The sequence below is a fragment of the Nocardioides jensenii JCM 1364 = NBRC 14755 genome, assembly GCF_001552535.1.
In the GTDB taxonomy this organism is placed as follows: Bacteria; Actinomycetota; Actinomycetes; order Propionibacteriales; family Nocardioidaceae; genus Nocardioides; species Nocardioides jensenii.
In genome coordinates this window covers 175,912-190,623 of record NZ_BCRJ01000004.1, presented here as the reverse complement: position 1 = coordinate 190,623, position 14,712 = coordinate 175,912, and the positions used below count along the sequence as shown (strand labels likewise).

The following is a 14,712-nucleotide window of genomic DNA, read 5'->3' as shown; positions in this document are numbered from 1 at the left end:
CTGACGTTCGGCCCCCCTGGGGGGTCCGAACGTCAGGGAGTATCTGATTTCAGAGCAGGTGGGTGCGGCCGAACATCTCGGCGGCCGCACGCGCGGACGGCGTACCGGCCTCGAGATCGGCACCTGCTGCGACGAGTACGCCGACCACGTCGTCGGCGCCCTTGAACAACGCCCCGGCGACGGGGGACTGGTCACGTTCGTTGCGCAGGTCGACGTCGGCACCGCGCTCGACGAGCGCGGCCACCGTGGCGGCATGGCCGTGGTAGGCGGCGAGCATCAGCAGGGTGTTGCCGCCCCCGTCTCGGCTGTCGACCGGGAGTCCATGGTCGATGAACTCCACCAGCTGGTCGGTCTCGCCGGTGCGCGCCAGGTCCATCGCCATGGCCACGACGCGTTCGGTCTGCTCGGGGGTCAACTCACTCATGAGGTCAGTGTCCCGCATAGATCGAACGGATGACGTCCTCGATGTCGGGCTCGCGCAACGACAGGTCGGCCACGTCGTACGCCGCTGCCACCGCGGCCACGATCGGCGCGGCACTCGACTCGGTCGGGAAGGCCAGCCACTGGCGCGGGCCCTCGACCTTGACCACCTCGGCTCCGGGCACCGTGATCGGCGCCGCCTGGTCGACGAGGTCGACGACCAGGGTCCGTCTCGAGCCACCCCGCCGGTGGAGCCCGGCCAGGCTGCCGTCGAAGACCGCGGTGCCGTGGTCGATCACGATCACCCGGTCGCACAGGGCTTCGATGTCCTGCAGGTCGTGCGTGGTGAGCAACAGCGTGGTGCCGCGCTGCTGGTTCAGCGTGCGCAGGAACGCGCGCAGTCGACCCTTGCTGACCACGTCGAGCCCGATCGTCGGCTCGTCGAGGTAGAGGATCTCCGGGTCGTGCAACAGGGCCGCGACGATGTCGCCGCGCATGCGTTGGCCCAGGGACAGCTGTCGCACCGGGGTGTCGAGCAGGTCGTGCAGGTCGAGCAGCTCGAGGAACTCCGCGAGGTTCTCCCGGTGCCGTGCCGGGTCCGTGCGATAGATCTTCTGGAGCAGGTCGAAGGAGTCGCGCAGTGGCAGGTCCCACCACAGGGTGGTGCGCTGGCCGAAGACGACGCCGATCCGCGTGGCCAGCTCGGTACGCCGCCGCGACGGGTCGAGCCCGGCGACGCGGATCTCACCGGCGCTGGGCACGAGGATCCCGGTGAGCATCTTGATCGTGGTCGACTTGCCGGCGCCGTTCGGGCCGATGTAGCCGACCATCTCGCCGGCCTCGATCGAGAAGGAGAGGTCGCGCACCGCCTCGACGTCGTGGCTGGTTCGTCGCATCAGGCCGGCCTTCTTGCGCACGGTGAAGGTGCGGCCGAGGTCGCGTACGTCGATGAGTGGGGGCATCTCAACTTCCCGTCGAGCGGTAGTGACGGACGCCGAAGCGCCACACGAACGTGGTCAGGGTGACCATGACGACCGCGACCACGGGGGAGAGGAACTGGAACCACTCCGGGAATCCGAAGGGGTCCTCGCGGTCGAGGATGAACAGCGCCGGGTACCAGTTCACGAACGCGAGCGGCATGAGGAAGGTCAGCCCCTTCACCACCTCGCTCGGGAAGATCGCCAGCGGGTACTGCGTGACCGTGTTGCCGCCGTAGGTGAACGCGTTGGCCACCTCGACGGCATCGGCGGTCCAGAACTGGATGCAGGCCAGCATGATGAAGACCGAGAAGAAGATCAGGGCGCCACTGACGATCATCACCGCGGCCACCACCACCCGCAGCGCCGTCCAGTCGACGTACAGGCTGGCCCAGGCGAAGACCAGCACGCACAGGAACACCCGCGCCAGCCGGCGCAGTGCGAACTCGTTGGAGCAGACCTGTGCCAGCAGCGGAATCGGCTTGACCATCATCGTGTCGAGGGTGCCCATCCGGATCATCTGGCCGAGCCGTTCGATGCGTCCGACGTACATGTCGGCCAGCGCCAGGCCCAGGCCGGTGGCGCCGTAGAGGAAGCCGACCTCGGTGAGGCTGAAGCCGCCCATCGCGTCGATGCTGTGGAAGAGGATCCAGATGCCCACGAAGTCGAGCCCGCCGATCACGAACCCGCCGAGGGTCAGGAGCCAGAACGACAGTGGGTAGGCCATCGACGCGTGGACCCACATCGCCGCAATCTGCCAGTAGCCGGTCCAGGCGCCCCGCAACGGGGCGGGCTCAGCCACCCTGCACCACCACTCGACGCTCGGCCAGGCGGAGCACGCCGGCGCACGCCACCATCAGGGCCACGGCCCACGCGACCATGAACCCGTAGCCGGTGACGATCTCCCAGCCGGTGCGGTGGCCGAGCCAGATGTCGGCCGGCACCTGCAGCAGGGAGGCCCAGGGCAGCGCCATCGCGAGATCGCGCAGCGCGCCCGGGAAGATCACCAGCGGCACGGTCATGCCGCTGAAGAACGTGCCCAGGACGACCAGCATCATCCGCGGGCCGGTGTCGTCGAAGATCCAGAACGTGGTGAGCGCGATCAGCAGGCGGAGCCCGAAGCTGACCGTCACTGCGATCGGCAGTGTGGCCAGGAAGACCAGCCAGACCCATGGCGCGCTCGGGAAGGTGAGGTCGAACAGCAGCGCACCCACGACTGTCGGGGCGAGCCCGCGCGTGCACAGGTGGTACGCCGCCCGGCCCAGGTCGGCCGCGAGGTACCAGCCGAGGAGCCCGACCGGTCGGTAGAGGTCGATGGCCACGTCGCCGGACTTGATCCGGGTGGCCAGGTCGTCGGGGGAGCCGCCGCCGAAGATCGCCATCGTCATCAGCATCGCCTGACCGAGCCAGACGTAGGTCAGGGCGTCCGAGACGTCGTACCCACCGGCGTCAGGGCGCTGGTTCCAGACCTCGACGTAGACGAAGCACATGATGATGCCGAAGACGCTGTTGGTGAAGATGCCGGCCAGGGTCGCGGCGCCGTACGTCGAGTAGCGCCGGAACGCTCGCGTCGCGATGGCGACGTGGAGCATCGGAGACCTCCGGCGGGCCGAACGGAAGAACGGGGCGACCGATCATCGCACAGCCAGCGGCACCACTCGCTTGACCCGATAGCTGTACTCATCGTCCATCGCGTTCATCAGGTGGTCGACCGAGAGTCGGCGTACGGCGCCGGTCTCGGGGTCATAGGTGACCGTCACCTTCTCGGACTCGTTCAGTGCGGTCTCCACCTGGTCGAAGAGGTCGTCCATGGTGAGGATCTCGGGTGGGTGGTCGTCGGAGCGGTCGGCGAGGTTCTTCCACGACACGACCGTGTCGCCGTCCACGTCGATGCGGGCCGTGAGCGCCGGGCAGAAGCACTGTCGCTCGTAGGTCCACTCGTAGCGGGTGGTGTCGGAGTCCGCCCAGCGTTCCTTGGCCTCGAGCAGTCGGGTGTGCGGTGTGCTCACTTCGGTGATGCCCTCGGTGGGCCGGTCGCGGCCGGTGGTGTGGTCGTCGGTGTCCTCGCCGGACCCGCAGCCGGTGAGGAGCAGCAGCCCGGCCGTCAGGATCGTCGTGAGCGTCTTCATGGCAGTACGACGGCCGCGACGCCGGCGCGGTTCCCGGGTCTGGTTGTCAGGCTGGATGCGGCGTGGGAATAGTCGGCAGGGGAGTGTCGTTGTGCCGGGTGATTGCATATTCAACTACTTGAGGAGTCAGTGATGCAGTTCGGAGTCTTCACCGTCGGCGACGTCACCACCGACCCGACCACGGGTCGCACGCTGTCCGAGCACGAGCGGATCAAGGCCACGGTCGAGATCGCCAAGAAGGTCGAAGAGGTCGGTCTCGACGTCTTCGCGACGGGCGAGCACCACAACCCGCCGTTCGCCGCACCCGCCAACCCGACGGTGCTGCTGGCCAACATCGCCGCGCAGACCGAGCGCATCGTGCTCTCGACCTCGACCACGTTGATCACCACCAACGACCCGGTGCGCCTCGCCGAGGACTACGCCTACCTCCAACACCTCGCCGAGGGCCGCGTCGACCTGATGATGGGGCGCGGCAACACCGGCCCGGTCTACCCGTGGTTCGGCAAGGACATCCGCGACGGCATCCCGCTGGCGATCGAGAACTACGCGCTGCTGCACAAGCTGTGGCGCGAGGAGTCGGTCGACTGGGAGGGCAAGTACCGCACGCCCCTGCAGGGCTTCACCTCCAGCCCGCGCCCGCTCGACGGGGTGGCGCCGTTCGTCTGGCACGGCTCGATCCGGTCTCCCGAGATTGCCGAGCAGGCCGCCTACTACGGCGACGGCTACTTCCACAACCACATCTTCTGGCCCGCCTCGCACGCGGCGAAGATGGTGCGGTTCTACCGGCAGCGCTTCGAGCACTACGGCCACGGCACCGCCGACCAGGCCATCGTCGGACTGGGTGGACAGGTGTTCATGCGCAAGAACAGCCAGGACGCCGTCAACGAGTTCCGGCCCTACTTCGACAACGCCCCGGTCTACGGACACGGCCCGTCGCTGGAGGACTTCATGCAGCAGACGCCGCTGATGGTCGGCTCGCCCCAGCAGGTGATCGAGCAGACCCTCGGCTTCCGCGACTACGCCGGCGACTACCAGCGCCAGCTGTGGCTGGTCGACCACGCCGGCCTGCCGTTGAAGACCGTGCTCGAGCAGCTCGACATCCTCGGCGAGGAGGTCGTGCCGGTGCTCCGCAAGGAGTTCGCCGCGCTGAAGCCGGCCCACGTGCCAGACGCCCCGACTCACGCGTCGCTGGTCGACGCCGCGGGCGGCCCCCGCGAGAGCACGGTCCACGGCGTCGACGACGTCACTGGCAAGTCACCCGCCACCGTCTGAAGTCGCCACCGGTTGAGGAGGGCGTGCAGCGCCCGTCTCGAAACCAAGGAAAGGAAGAGTCATGACCCTGAAGATCGCCGTCGTCACCGCCGGGCTGAGCGACCCGTCGTCCACCCGACTGTTGGCCGACCAGCTGGCCGCCGAGACGGTACGCCGGCTCGAGTCGAGCGGTCGTGAGGTCGATGTCGACGTCATCGAGCTGCGGCCGCTGGCGCACAACCTGGCCGACTTCATGCTCACCGGGTTCGCCTCGGGCGATCTCGAGGGAGCTCTGGCGTCGGTGGCACATGCCGATGCCGTGATCGCGGTGTCGCCGGTCTTCACCGCCTCCTACAGTGGGCTGTTCAAGATGTTCTTCGACGCGCTCGACAACGACGCGCTCGACGGAACGCCGGTGCTGATCGCGGCCACCGCCGGAACGGCCCGGCACTCGCTGGTTCTCGAGCACGCCCTGCGGCCGATGTTCGCCTACCTCAAGGCGGTCGTCGTACCCACCGGGGTGTTCGCGGCCAGCGAGGACTTCGGCAGCACGAACGGCGGGGCGCTGACCGGCCGGGTGCAGCGTGCGGCGCGTCAACTCGTGGCGCTGCTCGCTGACGAGGCGCCGAGCCGGGCACAGCGCCCGGTCAAGGTGACCATCGACAACCCCGAGGACACCCCTGACTTCGCGTCGATGCTGGCCGCCGCGTCCCGCTGATCCCCAATCACGGCGACTGAGAGGGGCATCCCCCGAGACAGTGGGTACTGCTCTCCTCGGCATGCACCTCGTGATGCTCCTCCGCGACTGCGGCGCTTTTCCGATGGACGCTTCGCTCACTGGGCCGCGGGTGTGGGCGTTTGGCAATCTCGGTCTGCTCAGGCGCGGCAGATCAGCGGCCCTCTTCCTCGAGCCACGCGTTGACCCGGCGCTCGGCCTCGTCCGGGGCGACGTCCTCGACCCGGGTCATCACGGCCCAGCGGTGGCCGAAGGGGTCGAGGAACGCGGCGTAGCGGTCACCGGTCACGAACGTGTCGGGCTCGCCGTACGACGTCGCGCCGCCGGCCACCGCGGCCGCGTGCACGGCGTCGACGTCCTCGCAGTAGAACACCGTGCTCCGGCTGACCACGTCGCCACCGTCGGGTGCGGCCAGGTTGTGGTCGGGGGCGGGGTCGCTGAGCTGCATGCGCCCGTTCGCCACCTCGAGCTCGGCATGCGCGATCGTGCCGTCGGGTGCCTCCATGCGGCTGAGGACGTTCGCGCCGAGCACGGCAGTGTAGAAGTCGATGGCCCTCGCTGCGTCCCGGCAGCAGAAGTACGGCGTGAGGCTGGTGTAGCCGGCGGGGATCGGGGCGACGTTCTGGGTCTTCTGTTCAGTGGTCATGTCACCGAGTCTCCCTAGGCTGGGGCCATGGGCTCTTGGACAAACGCGACAGCATCACGACCCGCGCGTCGCAGCCTTCCGCCCGATGCCCGGCGACCGAGCACCAGCACCGATGCGGGCATCCTGCGCCCCGACCAGTTCGCCAAGTACGTCGAGCTCGACCGGCCGGCGCCCGACCCGGCGCTGGACCGCTGGATCGAGCACTACTGGACCGTCCGTTGGGACCTTCCCGTCGGGTCGTCGTACCTCTCGGAGGTGGTGCCGCACCCCGCGGTGCACGTGACGGTCGAGTCGGGCAGCGAACCGCACCACGGGCTCGCCATGCCCGCCGCGCTGGTGCACGGTGTGGTGACTCGTCGGTTCTCGATCGACGTGAGCGGGGAGGGCAGGTCCTTCGGGATCAAGTTCCGACCCGGTGGCTTCGGCGCCTGGACCGGAGAGGACGTCGGTGCCTGGACCGATCGCATCGAGCCACTCGAGATGGTGTTCGGCGCAGATGCCGCGACCTTGCTGCACGACGTGCTTGCTGAGGCATCCGATCTCGGACGCGCCGGAGTGATGGACGAGTTCCTGCTGTCCCGCCTGCCGGCACCGGATCCGACGTACGACCGGGTGCTCGCGATCGTGGCCGATCTGGTCGCCGACCCGGCCCTGGTCACCGTCGAGCAGGTCGCATCGCGCCACGCCATGTCGGTCCGCACCCTGCAGCGTCTGTTCCGTCGCTACGTCGGCGTGGGTCCCAAGTGGGTGCTGCAGCGCCATCGGCTGCACGACGCAGTGACGCTCATCGACGCGGGGGAGTACGCCGACCTCGCCGACCTCGCCACCAGGCTCGGGTGGTTCGACCAGGCCCACTTCACCCGCGACTTCACCGACCTGGTCGGCATGTCTCCACGGGCCTACGCAGCCCGCTGAACCAGTCGAGGGATCAGTGCTGGTAGGTGCCGTGGATGATCGCCCGGCCCAGCGTCTTGAACGCCAGGTTGAACGACACCACCGCGGGTGAGGCATCGGCGTCGACGCCGAGTGACTCCTCGCCGACCGCGTGGACGACGAAGTAGTAGCGGTGCACCTGGTCGCCCTGCGGGGGAGCGGCACCCATGAAGCCGGCGTCACCGCCGTCGTTGCGCACGTGGAACGCCGCACCGGGCAGGTCTCCTGCTGCGGCACCGGTGTCGAGGGAGGTGACCTCGGCCGGGACGTCGACCAGCACCCAGTGCCAGAAGCCGCTGGGTGTGGGCGCATCCGGGTCGAAGCAGGTGATCACGAAGGACTTCGTGCCTTGCGGGGCGTCGCTCCAGGACAGCTGCGGTGACGTGTTGCCCACGGCGGCCACCTGGTCGTCCTTGAGTGGTTGGCCGTCGGTGACGTCGGTGCTGGTCACCGTGAAGGCGGCCGTGGCCGGGAGCAGGTCGTAGGGGTTCGGGCTGACGGGGCGCTCGATGCTCATACCTCCGAACCTAACCGGCGATCGATGCGTCCGCCACGTGGCCGGGTCACTTCCGGACTCGGTTGTCCGGAAGAATGGCCCGGTGACCTCGCCACGTGAACTCCTCGACTCCACTCTCGCTGCGATCCGCCCCCTCTCGACGGAGGCCATGCAGCTGGCTCGCGAGCGTCAGGCGCTGCTGACCAAGCCGGCCGGCGCCCTGGGCGTGCTCGAGGAGGTCTCCATCCGCCTGGCCGGGATTGCCGGGGCCTGCCCGGCACCGGCACCCGCCGCCCCTGCAGTGGCTGTCTTCGCTGGTGACCACGGGGTGCTGGCCCAGGGTGTGTCGCCGTGGCCGCAGGAGGTCACCGTCGGCATGGTCGAGAACTTCCGCGCCGGAGGAGCGGCGGTCAACGTCCTGGCTCGGGCCTGCGGCGCCGTGGTCCGCGTGATCGACATCGGAGTCGCCTCCGAGGTGGTCGGCGACGACACCGTCCTGGCCCGCAACGTCCGTCGCGGCACCGCGGATCTCTCCATCGGCCCCGCCATGACCCGCGACGAGGCCGAGCAGGCGATCGCGGTGGGCATCGAGGTCGCCGACCAGCTCGTCGACGACGGGTACGACGTCCTCCTCACCGGCGACATGGGCATCGGCAACACCACGCCGTCCGCCTGCCTTCTCTCCGCCTTCACCGGTACGCCGGCCGACGTGGTCACCGGCCGCGGCACCGGCATCGACAACCAGACGCTGGCTCTCAAGACCCGGGTCGTCGCCGAGGCGGTGGCCCGGTTGTCCGCCGACGCCGACCCGATCGACGTGCTGGCCGAGGTCGGCGGACTGGAGCACGCCGGGCTCGTCGGGTTCATCCTCGGTGCCGCTGCGCGGCGTACGCCGGTGATCCTCGACGGCGTCATCGCCGGCTCGGCCGCCCTGGTCGCCCAGGCTCTCTCCGTTGACGCCGTCGACCACTGCTTCGCCGGGCACCGCAGTGTCGAACCCGGCCACCGCACCGCGCTGGAGAAGCTGGGCCTGCGACCCCTTGTCGACCTCGACCTGCGTCTCGGTGAGGGCAGTGGTGCCGCCCTCGCCTTCCCGCTGGTCCGCTCAGCTGCTCTGATCCTCGACGAGATGGCCACCTTCGACTCCGCCGGCGTGGCGAACAAGGACAACTGATGAGCGACTTCGTTCCCTACCCGTCCGGGCTGCGGCTGGCCGGCCGCAAGGTGGTCGTGGTCGGTGGCGGGCACGTCGCCCAGCGTCGGGTCCCACCGCTGATCGCCGCAGGGGCCGACGTACACCTGGTCTCTCCCGAGGTCACGCCCGCGATCGAGGGGCTTGGCAACGAGATCAGCATCGAGCTGCGCGAATTCGTCGAGACCGACCTCGACGAGGCGTGGTACGCGATCGCAGCCACCGACGACCCGGCAACGAATGCCGCCGTGGCGGCCGCGGCCGAGGTGCGCCGCATCTTCTGCGTGCGCTCCGACGATGCCCGCGAGGCGACCGCCTGGACGCCGGCCACCGGTCACCACGGCACCGTCACCGTCGCCGTGCTGGGCAATCGCGAGCCCAGGCAGTCGGCCCAGGTGCGTGACGAGATCATGCACGCCCTGCGCGAAGGGCTGATCACCGCCAACCACGACCACACCCCGGGGGTCGTCCTGGTCGGTGGCGGCCCGGGCGACCCGGAGCTGGTCACCCTGGCCGCCCGCAACGCGCTGGCCTCGGCCGACGTGGTGGTGGCCGATCGCCTGGCCCCGCGCGAGCTGCTCGACGAGCTCTCCCCGGAGACCGAGCTGATCGACGTGGCGAAGCTGCCGCGCGGTCGTTCGGCCAGCCAGGAGTTCATCAACCAGGTGATCGTCGAGCGCGCTCTTGAGGGCAAGCGAGTGGTGCGCTTCAAGGGTGGCGACAACTTCGTCTTCGGCCGTGGCTTCGAGGAGGTCATCGCCTGCAAGGCTGCCGGCGTACCCGTCGAGGTGGTCCCGGGTCTCTCCTCGTCCATCGCCGTGCCTGCCCGGGTCGGCATCCCGGTCACCCACCGCGGCGTGACCCACGAGTTCACGGTGATCTCCGGTCACCTGCCGCCCGGTCACGCCGACTCGCTGGTCAACTGGTCCGCGGTCGCGCAGATGCAGGGGACGGTGGTGCTGCTGATGGCCGTGCGGAACGCGCCGGCCATCGCCGAGACCCTGGTCGCCGAGGGTCGTGACGTCGCCACCCCGGTGGCCGTGATCATGGACGGCACCATGCCCGAGGAGCGCACGGTCCTCTCGACGTTGGGCACCCTGGCTGCCGACATCGAGGCCCAGTCCGTCACGCCGCCGGCGATCATCGTGATCGGCGAGGTGGTGGCGGTGGCCCGCCCGGAGCATTTCGGGCGTGGCTGAGCTCCTCACGATCGACGACCCGGCCGACCCTCGGCTGGCGGACTACCGCGACCTGCGCGACGTCCAGCTGCGCAAGAACCTCGAGGCCGAGAACGGGCTGTTCCTGGCCGAGGGCGAGAAGGTCATCCGCCGCGCGGTCGAGGCCGGCTACGCGGCGCGCTCGTTCCTGATGGCGCCGAAGTGGCTCGACGGTCTGGGTGACGTTCTCGGGCACAGCGACGCGCCCTGCTTCGTGATGGGGGAGCGCGCCGCCGAGGAGGTCACCGGCTTCCACGTTCACCGAGGCGCCCTGGCGTCACTGCACCGCAAGCCGTTGCCCACGATCGATGCGGTGCTCGCCCAGGCCCGGTCGGTGCTGGTGCTCGAGGACATCGTCGACCACACGAATGTCGGTGCCATCTTCCGCAGCGGTGCGGCCCTCGGCTTCGACGCCGTGCTGCTGGCGCCCCGGTGCGCCGACCCGCTCTACCGCCGTTCGATCAAGGTCGGCATGGGCGCGGTCTTCACCACGCCGTGGACCCGCCTCGACGACTGGTACGACGCCCTGCCGTCCCTGTCCGCACGCGGGTTCACCACCGTCGCACTGACCCTGGCCGACGACGCCACTCCCATCGAGGACGCGGTCTCGGGCCAGGAGAAGGTCGCCCTGGTCCTGGGGGGAGAGGGCCACGGACTCTCCACTCGTTGGGAGCAGTCGGCCGACCGGCGCGCGATCATTCCGATGCGTGAGGGCATCGACTCGCTCAACGTCGCCGCCGCATCTGCGGTCGCCTGCTACATCACCGTCCGCCGCTGACCCCTGGACCCGGTCGTTGTGGCGACCTCGACCCAGGACGTTCTGCCGGCGGCCTACAGGGGGCCGATCAGCAACTTCTCCGCCAGCGCCGCAGTCCGCACCTCGGCCTCGGTGACGCCGCACGAGCGTTGGAGGAACGCCGCGCACGTCGAGAGGATCGTGTTGCCCTCCTGCGGCACCATGGCCCAGCCGCTGACCAGGTCGTCGTTGACCAGGAGGTTGTCGGCCACGAAGATCGCCTGGTTGAACAGTCGCCCGCCCAACCCGAAGCGACGGCCGATCTCGAAGACCTTGTTCGTGTCGAAGACCTGCGTGCTCGTGACGTACGACGACCGCGCGATGCGGTCGCGCACCTCGGACGCGGACGGAGCCGACCGCAGTCGCAGCGAGAACCGGGTGCTGTGCAGGAACTGGCTCGGCGTGGTGATGTCGGAGGACTGGATGGGCAGCCGCCTGCCCAGGACCGCGAGCACCTTGTCGGCGTCGATCGCGTGGTGGGTGCCGAGCACCGGGTCGAGGTGGCGGGCGACGACGTTGCCGGCCACGAGGCGCTCGTGGTTGCCGACGTCCTCACTGCGTCGCGCGACCACGAAGTCACCGAAGGCCACGTCGTCGAGGTCACCGTCGGTCAGGGTGCGCAGCACCGCGAGAGCCGAATGCGTGTTGCAGGAGGGGATGTGCGTCCACCGTTGGGCCGAGGCGTCCATGCCGAGACCGAGCACGTAGGGAGTGCCGAAGGTGGTCTCGGTGCCCTGCGCCGACGCCCCGAGGAGCCGTGGGAACGTCTCGTAGAGCGAGCGGCGCTCGATGCCGAACCCGTTGCGGCCCGCATCGAAGACGTAGTCGATGTCGTGGGCCACCTGGTCGAGGGTCGCCTGCGCGGTGTAGGCGTCGCCGACCAGCACGACGCCGGAGTCCTTGAGGCGTTCGAGCTGCGGGACGTCCCACGGACGCACCGTCGACTTGTGGGCCAGGACCTCGTCGATGCCGAGCAGGTCGCGGTGGGTGGAGAGCACCTGAAGCAGCGTCGTACCGATGTTGCCGACGCCGTTGACCAAGACCTTCATCGCCAGAACCAGTCCTTCGCGCGTTGTTTGCCCAGTGCCAGCGCCGTGAACGACGCGAGCAGGATCCGGAGGTCGAGCCCCGGGTAGCGGTGTTGCGCATAGTCCTCGTCGAGCGACCACGACAGCTGCCGGTCACAGGTCGGTGCCAACTGGGCGTAGCCGGTGAGCCCCGGCGGCACCTGCCAGCGCGTGTCTTGCCTGGGGGAGTCCCACTCCAGACGCGTCACGTCGGCATCGGTGAGGGGGCGCGGGCCGATGAAGCGCATGTCGCCCCGCGCGATGTTGACCAGCTGTGGCAGCTCGTCGAGCCCCGTCCGGCGCAACAGCCGGCCCACCCGGGTGACGTTCCCGTCGCGCATCGTGCGGAACTTCAGGATCGTGAAGGGCCGACGTCCCAGACCAAGACGTGGCTGCCGGAACAGCACCGGCCCGCCGTCGATCAGGCGGATCACCAACGCCACCACCGCGAGCAGAGGAGCCAGCACGATCACGCCGATCGCCGCGCCAAGTCGTTGCACCATGCCCCTACGACGCACGGGGCGCCGAATGGGTTGCCATCGCTGGTCACTTTGGCGTCATGGCACGATGGCGACGATGAGCCCGTCCCTGAACGACACCACGCTTGCGCAGGTCCGCGAAGGCTGGGCCGAGGAGTTCGAGATCCCGGTCGAGGCCTTCTCCACGTCCGGATTCACGACGTTCACGCGTGATGACACGCACGCCCTGGTGATGGTCGAGCTGTGGGGAGCCCACGTAGCCGTCGGCCCGGCGGCGGCCATTGATCGCCTCGAGCGCCTCGCGCCCGAGCGGCGGTGCGACCTCGACGCGGTGACGTCAGCGCTCGGGGGCCTGCACCCCGATCCGATTGCGGCGGCCAGCCTGTCGTACGTCGACCGTGTGGAGGTGCCGACCGGCATCGAGGTGGCCGTCGGTCCGGTGCAGAACGTCGACATGCTGCGTGATCGCTGCACGCTCGAGGAGTGGGAGGAGAGCGGGCTGATCGACATGCCCGCACGGGTGGCGGCGCGCCGTCCCGACGGGCGGGTGGCGGCCGTGGCCGGCTACGAGCGGTGGGGACGCAACCTGGCCCAGCTCGGTGTGCTCACCGATCCCGAGTGGCGCGGGATGGGCTATGCGGCGGTGGCAGCCGCCCGCGCCGCGCAGGTCGCCCAGAACGAGGCGCTCGTGCCGCAGTGGCGCTGTCGCATCGGCAACACCGCGTCGGAGGAGGTCGCCGTGCGACTGGGCTTCCAGCGGGTGGGCGTGCAGCTTGCCGTCGTGCTCGGGCGTTGACGAGCGCGCCCGGGTGCACCTCAGCCTGGATCCGGCTCAGTCCTCCACGGGCCAGTTCTCCGGGTAGTCCTCGGCGAGCTTGTCGTGCTGCTTGGTGAGCTTCTTGCGGTTGCGGTCGCTGATGCGGTCACCGAAGACGGTGCCGTGTGTGTGGTCGGTCTCGTGCTGGAGGCAACGGGCCAACAACCCGTCGCCCTCGAAGGTGACGGGCTCGCCGTCCAGGCCGGTGCCGGTGACCGAGGCGAAGTCGGGGCGCCCGCACTCGACGAATGCTCCGGGGAACGAGAGGCATCCCTCGTCGGCGACGTCGAGCACGCGGTCCTTGCCCTCGGGCAGCGTCACCTCGGGGTTGCAGACCACCCCGACCGTACGACGACCGCTCTCGTCGGGGCAGTCGAAGACGACGACGGCCAGGTCGACGCCGATCTGACAGGCGGCCAGTCCGACTCCCTCGGCGGCGTACATCGTGGCCACCATGTCGGCGACCAGCGCGCGTAGCTCGTCGTCGTAGGTGGTCACCTTCTTCTGGGGGGAGTGCATGACCGGCGTGCCCCACCGCGTCATCGGTCGGACGGTGCCGCCTTCGGGCAGTGGTCCGTGAGGAGTGAGGGGTGCGGGTTCGGTGGCCGACATGGGCCAGATCATAGGTCGTCGAGCGGGTCGTCCAGCAGCCGGCGGTAGGCATCTCGTCGGGACCGGCGGGCATCCTCGTCGACGCGCACGACGAGCTGTTGGAGCCCGAGCAGCGACCGGACCAGCTCGGCGCGCTGGAGCAGCACGTCGTCCACCAGTGCGTGATGCGACGGTGGCATCGCGGTGCCGACGACGAGCTGGTGGCTCTCATCCATCAGTCCGGCCTCGGCGGCGGCGTGCTCGGCGTGTGCGACCTCCTCGCTACCGCCCTCGATCAGGGCGAGCAGGCGATGCGCGCCTCTCAGCTCCGATCCGTGACCCGTCTGGCGGGACACGAGGGCCTGGGCTCGTGCCGTGAGCGCCGCGGCACCGCCGATCACGAACCGTCGGTCCGACCTGGAGGGTCGAGGACGCCACAGCCATCCGGCCCCGAGTGCGGTGACCGCGGCGACTGCTGCGGCACCGAGCGCTTCGAGTGCCACCGGCGCGGAGCCGGCCACCACCGCGCCGGATCCGGCGGCGGCAACACCTGCGGTGAGCCACGGCGCAGCGGGATGGACGCGCACCCTGGTCCGGTGCTCCACCACTTCGGGCAGCGTGTCGGGGCGAGCCAGCACCGTGACGGTTGCCTGCCAGGCCGTGCCGAGATGGACGAGTGCGTCGCGCCGCCCTTCCGGGCTGGCCAGCAGGTGTCCTGCCTCGGTGCCGTCGAGGGCGAGCAGGAAGGTGCCCAGGTCGCCGGGCCGGCGCCGGATCAGCCGGTTGCCGCCCTCGATGAGAGCGCCGACCAGTTCGGCCGCCCTCTGACGGTGGCGCCACTCGGCCATCGAAACCCCTCCACGAACGCTGTGCTGAGGAGATCAGCCTACCGGCGCGAGAGCCTGTGACCTGCGCCACGGGAAGTAAGTGTGGCGCCATGTGTAACTCCGAGTTACATTTTCCTT

18 protein-coding genes are annotated in these 14,712 nt (G+C 69.5%); 7 read left to right on the top strand and 11 right to left on the bottom strand.

Annotated features, from left to right (window positions below; all coding sequences use genetic code 11):
* Positions 1-49: 49 nt before the first annotated feature.
* From NJ4_RS02955 to NJ4_RS02935, 5 genes are read right to left on the bottom strand one after another with little or no spacing between them, the layout of a single operon-like run.
* A complete protein-coding gene (locus tag NJ4_RS02955; protein WP_067430038.1) occupies positions 50-424 on the bottom strand; it encodes an ankyrin repeat domain-containing protein in 375 nt (124 codons plus the stop codon).
* A 4-nt stretch (positions 425-428) separates the two neighbouring features.
* Positions 429-1,382, bottom strand: coding sequence for an ABC transporter ATP-binding protein (locus NJ4_RS02950; protein WP_067429893.1), 954 nt, complete (start codon positions 1,380-1,382; stop codon positions 429-431).
* 1 nt (position 1,383) lies between these two features.
* A complete protein-coding gene (locus NJ4_RS02945; RefSeq protein WP_245644420.1) occupies positions 1,384-2,199 on the bottom strand; it encodes an ABC transporter permease in 816 nt (271 codons plus the stop codon).
* On the bottom strand, positions 2,192-2,989 hold the full coding sequence (locus NJ4_RS02940; protein WP_067429889.1) for an ABC transporter permease: 798 nt from the start codon (positions 2,987-2,989) through the stop codon (positions 2,192-2,194). The genes NJ4_RS02945 and NJ4_RS02940 overlap by 8 nt, the downstream gene beginning before the upstream one ends.
* A 42-nt stretch (positions 2,990-3,031) precedes the next feature.
* Complete coding sequence (locus NJ4_RS02935) at positions 3,032-3,526, bottom strand: DUF6174 domain-containing protein (protein WP_067429886.1); 495 nt, start codon at positions 3,524-3,526, stop codon at positions 3,032-3,034.
* A 132-nt stretch (positions 3,527-3,658) separates the two neighbouring features.
* On the opposite strand from NJ4_RS02935, the gene NJ4_RS02930 reads away from it, so the two are divergent.
* The gene (locus NJ4_RS02930) at positions 3,659-4,798 is read left to right on the top strand and encodes an LLM class flavin-dependent oxidoreductase (RefSeq protein ID WP_067429884.1); all 1,140 of its coding nucleotides are present in this window, start codon (positions 3,659-3,661) and stop codon (positions 4,796-4,798) included.
* A gap of 61 nt (positions 4,799-4,859) precedes the next feature.
* Positions 4,860-5,495, top strand: a complete 636-nt coding sequence (locus NJ4_RS02925) for an FMN reductase (RefSeq protein ID WP_067429883.1) — start codon at positions 4,860-4,862, stop codon at positions 5,493-5,495.
* 172 nt (positions 5,496-5,667) lie between these two features.
* On the opposite strand, the gene NJ4_RS02920 is transcribed toward NJ4_RS02925, so the two are convergent.
* Entirely contained in the window at positions 5,668-6,159 is a 492-nt protein-coding gene (locus NJ4_RS02920) for a VOC family protein (RefSeq protein WP_067429881.1), read from the bottom strand.
* A gap of 27 nt (positions 6,160-6,186) precedes the next feature.
* On the opposite strand from NJ4_RS02920, the gene NJ4_RS02915 reads away from it, so the two are divergent.
* Positions 6,187-7,074: a helix-turn-helix domain-containing protein gene (locus NJ4_RS02915; RefSeq protein WP_082748118.1), complete on the top strand. Its 888-nt coding sequence runs from the start codon at positions 6,187-6,189 to the stop codon at positions 7,072-7,074.
* A 13-nt stretch (positions 7,075-7,087) separates the two neighbouring features.
* Here NJ4_RS02915 and NJ4_RS02910 read toward each other — a convergent pair whose 3' ends face one another.
* Positions 7,088-7,609 carry a YbhB/YbcL family Raf kinase inhibitor-like protein gene (locus NJ4_RS02910; protein WP_067429878.1) on the bottom strand — a complete coding sequence of 174 codons (522 nt, stop codon included), beginning with the start codon at positions 7,607-7,609 and terminating at the stop codon, positions 7,088-7,090.
* Positions 7,610-7,691: 82 nt separating this feature from the next.
* On the opposite strand from NJ4_RS02910, the gene cobT reads away from it, so the two are divergent.
* From cobT to NJ4_RS02895, 3 genes are read left to right on the top strand one after another with little or no spacing between them, the layout of a single operon-like run.
* On the top strand, positions 7,692-8,762 hold the full coding sequence (gene cobT / locus NJ4_RS02905; RefSeq protein ID WP_245644419.1) for a nicotinate-nucleotide--dimethylbenzimidazole phosphoribosyltransferase: 1,071 nt from the start codon (positions 7,692-7,694) through the stop codon (positions 8,760-8,762).
* The gene (cobA, locus tag NJ4_RS02900; protein ID WP_067429875.1) at positions 8,762-9,979 is read left to right on the top strand and encodes a uroporphyrinogen-III C-methyltransferase; all 1,218 of its coding nucleotides are present in this window, start codon (positions 8,762-8,764) and stop codon (positions 9,977-9,979) included. Before cobT ends, cobA begins: the two co-directional genes overlap by 1 nt.
* Positions 9,972-10,775 carry a TrmH family RNA methyltransferase gene (locus NJ4_RS02895; protein WP_067429872.1) on the top strand — a complete coding sequence of 268 codons (804 nt, stop codon included), beginning with the start codon at positions 9,972-9,974 and terminating at the stop codon, positions 10,773-10,775. The genes cobA and NJ4_RS02895 overlap by 8 nt, the downstream gene beginning before the upstream one ends.
* Positions 10,776-10,828: 53 nt before the next feature.
* On the opposite strand, the gene NJ4_RS02890 is transcribed toward NJ4_RS02895, so the two are convergent.
* Together NJ4_RS02890 and NJ4_RS02885 are read right to left on the bottom strand one after the other, a co-directional pair.
* Positions 10,829-11,842 (bottom strand): hypothetical protein, encoded by a 1,014-nt coding sequence (locus tag NJ4_RS02890; protein WP_067429869.1) that lies wholly within the window; start codon positions 11,840-11,842, stop codon positions 10,829-10,831.
* Complete coding sequence (locus NJ4_RS02885) at positions 11,839-12,363, bottom strand: sugar transferase (RefSeq protein ID WP_067429866.1); 525 nt, start codon at positions 12,361-12,363, stop codon at positions 11,839-11,841. Before NJ4_RS02885 ends, NJ4_RS02890 begins: the two co-directional genes overlap by 4 nt.
* 73 nt (positions 12,364-12,436) lie before the next feature.
* Here NJ4_RS02885 and NJ4_RS02880 point away from each other — a divergent pair, with 73 nt between their 5' ends.
* The gene (locus NJ4_RS02880; protein WP_169799206.1) at positions 12,437-13,135 is read left to right on the top strand and encodes a GNAT family N-acetyltransferase; all 699 of its coding nucleotides are present in this window, start codon (positions 12,437-12,439) and stop codon (positions 13,133-13,135) included.
* Positions 13,136-13,171: 36 nt separating this feature from the next.
* Here NJ4_RS02880 and def read toward each other — a convergent pair whose 3' ends face one another.
* On the bottom strand, positions 13,172-13,768 hold the full coding sequence (gene def / locus NJ4_RS02875) for a peptide deformylase (RefSeq protein WP_067430026.1): 597 nt from the start codon (positions 13,766-13,768) through the stop codon (positions 13,172-13,174).
* Positions 13,769-13,776: 8 nt separating this feature from the next.
* Entirely contained in the window at positions 13,777-14,595 is an 819-nt protein-coding gene (locus NJ4_RS02870) for a hypothetical protein (RefSeq protein ID WP_067429860.1), read from the bottom strand.
* Positions 14,596-14,712 lie beyond the last annotated feature (117 nt).